Annotated in this window: 9 protein-coding genes and 1 pseudogene; all 10 read right to left on the bottom strand. The window is 57.2% G+C overall.

Annotated features, from left to right (window positions below; genetic code table 11):
• Window positions 1-864, bottom strand: an 864-nt coding sequence (locus ACLQ7H_RS18460) for a sn-glycerol-3-phosphate import ATP-binding protein UgpC (RefSeq protein ID WP_411753918.1), incomplete at its 3' end; no start/stop codon positions are given.
• Between the two features lie 5 nt (window positions 865-869).
• Window positions 870-1,715, bottom strand: a complete 846-nt coding sequence (gene ugpE / locus ACLQ7H_RS18465) for a sn-glycerol-3-phosphate ABC transporter permease UgpE (RefSeq protein WP_411753919.1) — start codon at window positions 1,713-1,715, stop codon at window positions 870-872.
• A complete protein-coding gene (gene ugpA / locus ACLQ7H_RS18470) occupies window positions 1,712-2,599 on the bottom strand; it encodes a sn-glycerol-3-phosphate ABC transporter permease UgpA (protein WP_411753920.1) in 888 nt (295 codons plus the stop codon). The genes ugpE and ugpA overlap by 4 nt, the downstream gene beginning before the upstream one ends.
• 115 nt (window positions 2,600-2,714) lie before the next feature.
• Entirely contained in the window at window positions 2,715-4,034 is a 1,320-nt protein-coding gene (gene ugpB, locus ACLQ7H_RS18475; RefSeq protein WP_411753921.1) for a sn-glycerol-3-phosphate ABC transporter substrate-binding protein UgpB, read from the bottom strand.
• 314 nt (window positions 4,035-4,348) lie between these two features.
• On the bottom strand, window positions 4,349-5,536 hold the full coding sequence (locus tag ACLQ7H_RS18480) for a PLP-dependent aminotransferase family protein (protein ID WP_021807791.1): 1,188 nt from the start codon (window positions 5,534-5,536) through the stop codon (window positions 4,349-4,351).
• 201 nt (window positions 5,537-5,737) lie between these two features.
• Complete coding sequence (livF, locus tag ACLQ7H_RS18485; RefSeq protein WP_411753922.1) at window positions 5,738-6,439, bottom strand: high-affinity branched-chain amino acid ABC transporter ATP-binding protein LivF; 702 nt, start codon at window positions 6,437-6,439, stop codon at window positions 5,738-5,740.
• 4 nt (window positions 6,440-6,443) lie between these two features.
• Window positions 6,444-7,211 carry a high-affinity branched-chain amino acid ABC transporter ATP-binding protein LivG gene (gene livG / locus ACLQ7H_RS18490; protein WP_024484631.1) on the bottom strand — a complete coding sequence of 256 codons (768 nt, stop codon included), beginning with the start codon at window positions 7,209-7,211 and terminating at the stop codon, window positions 6,444-6,446.
• Window positions 7,208-8,491 (bottom strand): high-affinity branched-chain amino acid ABC transporter permease LivM, encoded by a 1,284-nt coding sequence (locus tag ACLQ7H_RS18495; RefSeq protein WP_411753923.1) that lies wholly within the window; start codon window positions 8,489-8,491, stop codon window positions 7,208-7,210. The genes livG and ACLQ7H_RS18495 overlap by 4 nt, the downstream gene beginning before the upstream one ends.
• The gene (gene livH / locus ACLQ7H_RS18500) at window positions 8,488-9,414 is read right to left on the bottom strand and encodes a high-affinity branched-chain amino acid ABC transporter permease LivH (RefSeq protein WP_021181499.1); all 927 of its coding nucleotides are present in this window, start codon (window positions 9,412-9,414) and stop codon (window positions 8,488-8,490) included. Before livH ends, ACLQ7H_RS18495 begins: the two co-directional genes overlap by 4 nt.
• A gap of 184 nt (window positions 9,415-9,598) precedes the next feature.
• Window positions 9,599-9,985: pseudogene (locus ACLQ7H_RS18505) on the bottom strand (leucine ABC transporter subunit substrate-binding protein LivK); the annotation flags it as partial.

Consider the following 9,985-nt stretch of genomic DNA (forward strand, 5'->3'; position numbering starts at 1 on the left):
ACTCAGTTGAATATGCTCCGGTCGGATACCCAACGTCAACTCCTGTCCGCCCCACTGTGGCCGAGGCTCTGGCAGATCCAGCGCCATACCACCGGCCAGTTGCAGTTGTTTGCCATCCGCACTCAACGTGCCAGGTAGCAGGTTCATTGCCGGGGAGCCGATAAAGCTGGCGACAAACAGCGTCGCCGGGCGTTGATAAACCTCACTTGGCGTACCAATCTGCTCCGCCACGCCTTTATTCATCACGATCACCCGCTGCGCCAGCGTCATCGCCTCAACCTGATCGTGGGTGACATACAGGCTGGTGGTTTTCAGACGGCGATGCAGTTGCTGCAATTCCAGGCGCATCTGGACACGCAATTTGGCGTCCAGGTTGGAGAGCGGTTCATCAAACAGGAACACCGCCGGTTCGCGCACAATCGCGCGCCCCATAGCCACCCGCTGGCGCTGGCCACCGGAAAGCTCACGCGGTTTGCGTTGCAACAGCGGTTCTAACTCCAGAATACGCGCGGCCTCCTCCACTCGCTGGCGGATGTGCTGCTTGCCAAAGCCACGGATTTTCAGGCCATAAGCCATGTTGTCGTACACGCTCATATGCGGATACAGCGCGTAGTTCTGGAACACCATGGCGATGCCGCGATCCTTCGGTTCCAGATCGGTCACGCGCTGGCTATCGATATAAATATCGCCGCTGGTGGTGCGTTCCAGCCCGGCCACCATGCGCAAAAGCGTCGATTTGCCACAGCCGGAGGGGCCAACCATCACAATAAATTCGCCGTCAGCCACGTCGAGATCGATCTGCTTGATCACCGGCGTTTTGCCGTCGTAAGACTTGGTGACCGCCTGTAGTTTTAAACCTGCCATATTCGTTACTTCTCGCTATCAACCAGGCCGCGCACAAACCAGCGCTGCATCAGAAGAACCACCGCCAACGGCGGGATCAAAGTCAAAATCATTGCCGCCATCACCTGATTCCACCGGGTCGGTGCGCCGGAGGTGGAAATCATGCTGCGGATCCCTGCCACCGCCGTACTCATTGAGGCGTCACTGGTGACCAGGATCGGCCACAGGTACTGGTTCCAGCCGTAGATAAAGGTGATGACAAACAGCGCCGCCAGATTGGTTTTCGACAGCGGCAGCACGATGTCCCAAAAGAAGCGCATTGGCCCGGCACCGTCGATGCGTGCAGCTTCCAACAGCTCATCCGGCAGGGTCATAAAGAACTGACGCAGCAGGAAGGTGGCCGTGGCCGATGCCATCAGCGGCAGCGTGAGTCCGGTGTAGCTATCCAGCAGATTGAGGTTGGAGATCACTTCCACCGTCGGGAAGATACGCACCTCGACCGGCAGCATCAGCGTCATGAAGATCAGCCAGAAGAACAGGCTGCGCAGTGGAAAACGGAAATAGACGATGGCATAGGCGGACAGCACCGAGACCACGATCTTGCCGCAGGTGATCGCCAGCGCCATGATCACGCTGTTAAGCAGCAGCATCGAGAACGGCACCTTGAGGGTGCCTACCCCGCCCTGCCAGATATGGCGGATGTTGTCCCACAGGTGCCCTCCGGGGACCAGCGTCATAGGTACCTGGAACACCTGCCGATCGTCCAGCGTGGCGGCCACAAAGGCCACATACAGCGGAAACAGCACCACCAGCACGCCAACAATCAGCATCGTATGGCTGAAGATATCCAGCCCGCGTCGGTTCTCAATCATTGGTAACGCACCTTACGTTCGACAAAGCGGAACTGGATCACCGTCAGGCCAATCACCAGCAGCATCAACACCACCGACTGCGCCGCCGAGCTGGACAGATCCAGACCGGCAAAGCCTTCACGATAGATTTTGTACACCAGCGTGGTGGTCGACTGCACCGGCCCACCGCCGGTAGCGGCGTCGATCACCGGGAAGGTGTCGAAGAAGGCATACACCAGGTTGACCACCAGCAGGAAGAAGCTCACCGGCGTGATCAGCGGCAGCACCAGGTTGAAGAAACGCCGCACCGGGCCAGCCCCATCGATCGCCGCCGCTTCCACCAGAGAACGCGGGATGGATTGCAATGCGGCCAGGAAAAACAGGAAGTTATAGCTGATCTGCTGCCACACCGACGCCAACACCACCAGGAACATCGCCTGGCCGCTGTTTTGCGCATGGTTCCAGTCATAGCCGAAACCGGCGAGCATATGGGTGATCAGGCCCATGCCGGGGCTGAACAGGAAGATCCACAGCACCGCCGCTACCGCAGGGGCAACCGCATAGGGCAGGATCATCAAGGTCTGATAGAAACGGCTACCGCGCAGCACGTAGTCCACTAATGCAGCAAAGAACAGCGATACCAGCAGGCCAACACCGGCCACCAAGAAGCTGAACAGTAACGTGGTATAGAAAGAGTCCAGGTAATACGGGTCCTGGAACAGCTGTGTAAAGTTGTCCAGTCCGACAAACTGGCTGGAAAGGCCGAACGGATCGACGCTTTGTACCGAGTACCACAGCGCCTGACCGGCAGGCCACAGGAAGAAAACGACGGTGATCAGCAGTTGTGGCAGCACCAACACATAGGGCAGCCAGCTACAGCCGAAGCCGGGACGGGATGATGACATAGGGTTAACCGTTAAATGGGGATGAGGGACGGTATAAGCCCCTCACCCCAACCCTCGCCCAAAGGGAGAGGGAGTGGATCGATGTCGTTTGGCCGAATATGGCCCAATCTGACGCTTACTTGGTGGAGGCCTCGAAGCGGCGCAGCAACACGTCACCGCGCTGTACCGCAGCATCCAGCGCCTGCTGCGGGGTTTTCTTGTCGGTCCACACGCTTTCCAGCTCTTCATCCACCACGGTACGGATCTGCGGCATATTGCCCAGACGCAGCCCTTTGGTGAACGCCAACGGTGGCTTGTTCAGCATCTGGCGGGTGGCCACATCGGCCCCGGGGTTTTTGTCGTAGAAGCCCTGTTGTTTAGTTATTTCATAAGCGGCAGTGGTGATCGGCAGGTAGCCGGTCTTTTGATGCCATTCGGCGGCAATCTCAGGCTGGGCCAGATATTGCAGGAATTCCGCCACGCCTTTGTAGGTCGCCGCGTCTTTGCCGTTCATCACCCACAGGCTGGCCCCACCGATAATGGCGTTCTGCGGTGCATTTTTTGCGTCAGCATCAAAAGGCATCATGCCCACGCCGAAATCGAACTTGGCGTATTTGCGGATGCTGGCCAGTGAACCAGAAGAAGCGGTCGCCATGGCGCAGTCGCCGTTGTAGAACTTCTCGGTAGGTTCGTCCTTGCGGCCAAAGTAGGTGAAGTCGCCCTTCTTGTTCATGTCTTGCAGGAACTGAATATGCTTCACCTGCAGCGGCTGGTTGAACTCCAGTTTGGCATTGGTGCCGCCAAAGCCGTTGTTTTCACTGGCGAACGGCACGCCATGCCAGGCGCTGAAGTTCTCCAGTTGGATCCAACCCAGCCAACCGCTGGTGTAGCCGCACTTCATGCCAGCCGCACGCAGTTTGGCAGCATCGGCCGCCAGTTCCTGCCAAGTTTTCGGTGGTTGATCCGGGTTCAGGCCTGCTTTCTTGAAGGCATCTTTGTTGTAATACAGCACCGGGGTGGAGCTGTTGAAAGGCTGGGACAGCAGATGGCCGCTCTTGTTATCGGTGTAGTAACCGGCCACGGTCGGCACGAACACCGATTCATCGAACTTGACGCCCGACTCCTGGAATACCTGATACACCGGTTTGATCGCCTTGCTCTCCATCATGGTGGCGGTGCCCACTTCGTACACTTGCAGGATCGCCGGTGCCTTGCCGGAACGGTAAGCGGCAATGCCCGCCGCCAGGCTCTGTTCGTAGTTGCCTTTATAAACCGGGACGATCTTCACATCACTGTGAGTTTGGTTGAAACGGTCCGCCAGAGAATCCACTTCGGTGCCCAGCTCCCCTTCCATCGAATGCCAGAAGGGGATCTCGGTGGCAGCGATTGCATGGCCGCTGACCGCCAGAGCCAAGGTAACGCACAACGTGGTTTTTTTAATCGCGTGAGCAAACATGCCTAACTCCTGAAAAAGCGGGTGTGATCAAAACGCGTGAGCGAAAAGAAGTCTTTATACTCGGATGTATTCCCCTATAGCTTTCAAGCTGCAGCTAGGCGGCAAGCTGGTGCATCCCCTGGAACTTAGTTAACTAAGTGACTGGGGTGTGCCAGTGCAGCCAACAACGCTGCGGCTTGAAAGATGACGGGGATAACATGCCATGCGCGGATGACAGAATCATAACTTTGGCGTGACAGCTAGATGACAGCGAGGTGAAGTGCAGATGGCGGTTTGATGTCGGCGGTAGGGATTACCCCACCGCCGCAGAGAGATTACAGCGAGCGACGCAGGCGGGCGACGGCCTCTTGCATCTGTTGTTCGGTTGCCGTGGCAAACGACAGGCGGAAGGTAGAGCGATCCGGTTTGTCAGAGAAGAAGTATTCTCCCGGCACAAACACCACGCCCTGCTTCAGGGTGGTGTTCAGCCACTCGGTAGCATCGAATTGCTGACGGAAACGCGCCCACAGGAACATGCCGCCTTTCGGCATATCAAAGCTGATCACATCACCCAGCTCTTTTTCCACCAGCCCGGCCAGGATCTCGCCTTTATGCTTGTAGGCCGCACGGATCTTTTCGATCTGCGCCGGTAGACGATCCAGCCCCAGATAGCATTCAACGATGCTTTGAGACAGCGCACTGGCATGCAGATCCGCCGCCTGCTTGATGATCGCTACTTTATGCAACAAGAACGGCGGCAGGATGGCCCAACCCAGGCGCAGGCCCGGAGCCAGGATCTTGGAGAAGGTGGAGGTATAGATAATGTTTTCGGTATGGCCCAGCACCTGCTGCGAAACCTGATACAGCGTAGCATTACGCTCTTCGGTGAAGCGCAGCTCGCCGTACGGGTCATCCTCGATAATCAGGAAGTTATGCTCCACCGCCAGTTTCACCAACTGCTCACGGCGTGCGGCGCTCAGGGTCAGGCCGCTTGGGTTGCCGAAGTTCGGCACCACGTACACCCCTTTGATCTTCTGGGTTTTCAGCAGTTCGGCCAGCTCATCAACCACCATGCCATCGCTGTCGGAAGAGACGGACATGACGTTGGCTTCCGCCAGTTCCAGCGTTTGCAGCGCCGCCAGATAGGTCGGGCGCTCTACCACAAACACATCACCAGGGTTAATCACCGCACGCATCACCAGATCTAACGCCTGTTGGGAGCCTGCGGTCACCACGATATCTTCCGGCTTGGCATTAACGCCACGCTGTGCGCATAGGGTACAGATGCCTTCACGCAGCAGTTCGCTGCCTTCGGTCAGCCCATATTGGAAAGCGCTTTTCGGTTGTTCGGTAATAGCCTGCTGGGTAGCAATGCTCAATCCTTCGAAGTCAAACAGCGCATCAGAGGGAATGCCACCCGCCAGCGAAATGACGTTTTCCATTTTGCTGTGCTTGAGCAATTCGCGGATTGCCGAGCTTTTGACCTTTACGATGCGCTGCGCGAGTAGTCCTTCTGTCTTCATTGCTTGTTCTCGTAATCGTTAAAATATGGGCGCGATACCATCTCTATGCCCTCTTATTCGGTAAATACCACCTAATACCCTATGGATTTCGAGTTACAGCTAGGCACCAAGCTATCTCCTCCCCAGGAGCTTACATTTAGTAAGTGACTGGGGTGAGATAGTGCAGGTAACAACGCTGTAGCTTGAAAGACGACGGGTATTTTAACCACCGAGGTACGCTGACCGTACTGCTTCGTTTGCTAATAATGCGGTACCCGTATCTTCCAACACCACGCGGCCGTTTTCCAGCACATAACCACGATCCGCCAGTTTTAGTGCCTGATTGGCGTTTTGTTCCACCAGGAAGATGGTCATCCCCTCTTCGCGCAGCTGTTGAATGATGTCGAAAATCTGCTGGATGATGATGGGTGCCAGCCCGAGTGAAGGCTCGTCAAGCAAGAGTAACTTTGGCTGGCTCATCAGCGCACGGCCAATCGCCAGCATCTGCTGTTCGCCACCGGACATGGTGCCGGAGCGCTGGCTGCGGCGCTCCAGCAGGCGTGGAAACAGGGTAAATACCCGCTCGATACGTTGATGATACTGCTCGCGATCGGCAAAGAAACCGCCCATCGCCAGGTTCTCTTCCACCGTCATGCGTGAGAACACCCGCCGCCCTTCCGGTACGATTGCCACGGCCTCGCGCATGATGCGCGCTGTCTGCCACTGGGTGATGTCCTGATCCATCAAGGTGATGGACCCTTCGCTGGCCCTGGGATCGCCGCATAGCGTGCCGAGCAGGGTGGTTTTACCGGCACCGTTGGCGCCGATCAGGGTGACAATCTCCCCCTGTTGAATGTTCAGGCTGACCTGGTGCAGCGCCTGAATTTTGCCGTAATGGGCGGAAACCTGATTAAATGACAACATATACTTATTCGCCCAGATAGGCCCGGATCACGTCCGGGTTATTGCGGATTTCTGCCGGTGTGCCTTGCGCCAACGGCGTTCCCTGATTCACCACGTAGATACGATCGGAAATCCCCATCACCAGTTTCATATCGTGCTCAATCAACAGCACCGACACCTGGTGCTGGTCACGCAGCTCGACGATCAGGTGATCCAGCTCATCGGTTTCTTTCGGGTTCAGGCCCGCCGCCGGTTCATCCAGCATCAATAGTTCCGGGCGCGTTACCATGCAACGGGCGATCTCCAGCCGACGCTGCTGGCCATAGGCCAGATTACCCGCCGAACGGTTAGCCATGTCCAACAGGCCCACACGCTCCAGCCACACCGCCGCACGCTCCAGCGCATCGGCCTCTGCACGGCGGAACGCCGGGGTTTTCAGCAAACCGGCAAACACGCCGCTTTTCAGATGCTGATGTTGGGCCACCAGCAGGTTTTCAATCACCGTCATTTCGCGGAACAGCCGCACGTGCTGGAAGGTACGCACCACGCCCATGCGGGCGATAGTCTGGCCGGAAAGCCCTTCCAGATGGCGATCGCGCAGTTTGATAGTGCCGCTGGTCGGGCGATAGAACCCGGTCAGGCAGTTAAACACCGTGGTCTTGCCTGCGCCGTTCGGGCCAATCAACGAGACAATCTCGCCTTGATGCAGTTCCAGCGCGACGTTGTTTACCGCCAGCAAACCGCCAAAGCGCATCGAAAGCCCGGCTACCGCCAATAAAGGTTGAGTACTCATGCCTGCTCCCCCTTCACGGCTTTGATATCAGCCACTTTCAGCTTCAACTGTGGGCGTTTCATTGGCAGCAGCCCCTGCGGCCGCCAAATCATCATCAATACCATCAGCGCCCCCAGCAACAACATGCTGTATTCATTCAGATCGCGCATCATCTCACGGGACACCACCAGCAAGATTGCCGCCAGGATCACCGCAAACTGTGAGCCCATGCCGCCCAACACCACGATCGCCAACACAAAGGCCGACTCCACAAAGGTGAAGGATTCCGGGCTGACAAACCCCTGACGTGCGGCAAACAGCGTACCGGCGAAACCGGCAAAGGCGGCACTGATGGTGAAGGCGGTCAGTTTGATTTTGGTCGGGCTCAAGCCCAGTGAACGGCAGGCGATTTCATCTTCACGCAACGCTTCCCAGGCACGGCCCAGCGGCATGCGTAGCAGGCGGTTAATCACAAACAGCGTCAATATCACCAGCAGCAGCGCTACCAGATAGAGGAACACGATGCGGTCGCTGGGATCGTATTTCAGGCCAAAGAAGTTATGGAAGGTATCCCAACCGCCGTCGCGGGCGCTGCGGTTAAACTCCAGACCAAAGAAGGTCGGTTTCGGGATCTGGCTGATGCCGTTCGGCCCACCGGTAATTTCAGTGTTGTTCAGTAGCAGGATGCGAACGATTTCACCAAAGCCGAGCGTGACGATTGCCAAATAGTCTCCCCGCAGGCGTAGCACCGGGAAACCAAGCAGGAAGCCGAAGATGGCGGTGACAATCCCCGCCAGCGGCAGGCTTTGCCAGAATCCCAGGCCGTAGTAATGGTTCAGCAATGCGTAGGTATAGGCACCAATAGCGTAAAAGCCAGCGTAACCCAGCACCAACAGGCCGGAAAGGCCGACCACCACGTTCAACCCCAGCCCCAGCATCACGTAAATCAGCGTCAGGGTGGCGATATCCACCGTGCCGCGCGACACCAGGAACGGCCAGACGACGGCGGCAATGATGATCGCCGCTGCCAGCACCTTCTGGCGCATTGTGGAGCCGTCAAAGCTGGGTAAGACGAACGCCGGGCCGGAGATTTTCTTCATCCCATGCTGCATCAGCGGACGCAGCAGTTGGAAGAAAAACACCACCACACAACCGATACCAATCCACATCCAGCGCACTTCGGCAGCGCCGTGCACCACCAGCTTGGTACCGTCGAGGCTCAGTTGCATCCCCATCAGGAAGGAGGCCATGACAAACAGCACGACCGTGGCAATACAGGCGTTAAGCAGACCGAGTTTCATACTTTCTCAACCTCCGGACGCCCAAGGATGCCGGTTGGCATCACCAGCAACACCACAATCAGCAAGGCGAAGGACACCGCGTCTTTGTATTCGGTGCTCAAATAGGCTGAGGTGAGCGCTTCAGCCACGCCCAGCACCAGCCCGCCGATCATCGCCCCAGGAATGCTGCCGATCCCGCCCAGTACCGCCGCGGTGAAGGCTTTCATCCCGGCCATAAAGCCGATGTAAGGGTTGATCACGCCGTAGAACTGGCCGAGCAGCACGCCCGCCACCGCCGCCATCACCGCCCCGATCACGAAGGTGAGCGAAATCACCCGGTCGGTATTGATGCCCAGCAGGCTGGCCATCTTCAAATCTTCCGCACAGGCACGGCAGGCGCGGCCCATACGCGAATAACGGATAAACATCGTCAGTGCCAGCATCGCCAGGAAGGTGACGACCCAGATGATGAGCTGCATGGTGCTGATGGTCGCGGCGAAGCCGTTACTTTCGCCCAAAACCCATTGGCCTGTGACCAGGCTGGGTAGCGCCACATCGCGTGAACCCTGCGTCAGGCTGACGTAGTTTTGCAGGAATATCGACATCCCGATGGCGGAAATCAGCGCAATCAGGCGTTTGGAGTTGCGCACCGGTTTGTAGGCCACCCGCTCGATGCTCCAGCCATAGGCGCTGGCAATCACGATCGACACCAGGAACGCTGCGCCGATCAGCAGCCAACCCACGTCGATGCCGATCATCATCAGGGCGGCGATGACGATAAAGGAGACATAGCTGCCGATCATATACACCTCGCCGTGGGCGAAGTTGATCATGCCGATAATGCCGTAGACCATGGTGTAACCGATGGCGATCAATGCATAGGTGCTGCCCAGCGTCACGCCGTTGAACATCTGCTGCAGAAAATAGAGAAACTGCTCTGACATACTCTGACCCTTGGCCACGTTTTTATATTGCAGCTTGGAATAAAAAATCAGGAACGATATACCCTATGAATTTCACGTTGCAGCTAGGCGGCAAACGGGTAAATCCCCAGGAGCTTAGTTAACTAAGTGACTGGGGTGCACCCGTGCAGCCAACAACGCTGCAACGTGAAAGGCGACGGGTATATTATTTAATCGGCGTTGATGAGCCGTCGGCATGCCACTCAAACACCCCGAACTCGAAGCCTTTCAGATCGCCTTTGTCATCCCAGCTCAGTGGGCCCATGACGGTTTCCACCGGCTTGCCGGTTTTCAGATCTTTGACGATATCGGCGGGTTCCTGGCTTGCGCTGCGCTCCATCCCGGTGACCAGCGATTGCAGTGCCGCATAGGTGGTCCAGACAAATGGCCCTGTCGGATCCAGCTTCTTGGCTTTTAATGCATCAACCACCGGCTGGTTGGCTGGCACCTGATCGTAACGTTTCGGCAGCGTCACCAGCATGCCTTCAGACGCGGCACCGGCGATGTTGGACAGCGAGGAGTTACCCACACCTTCTGGCCCCATGAAGCGAGT

Origin of the sequence: Serratia sp. (in: enterobacteria), assembly GCF_046715635.1 — a bacterium.
Lineage (GTDB): Bacteria > Pseudomonadota > Gammaproteobacteria > Enterobacterales > Enterobacteriaceae > Chania.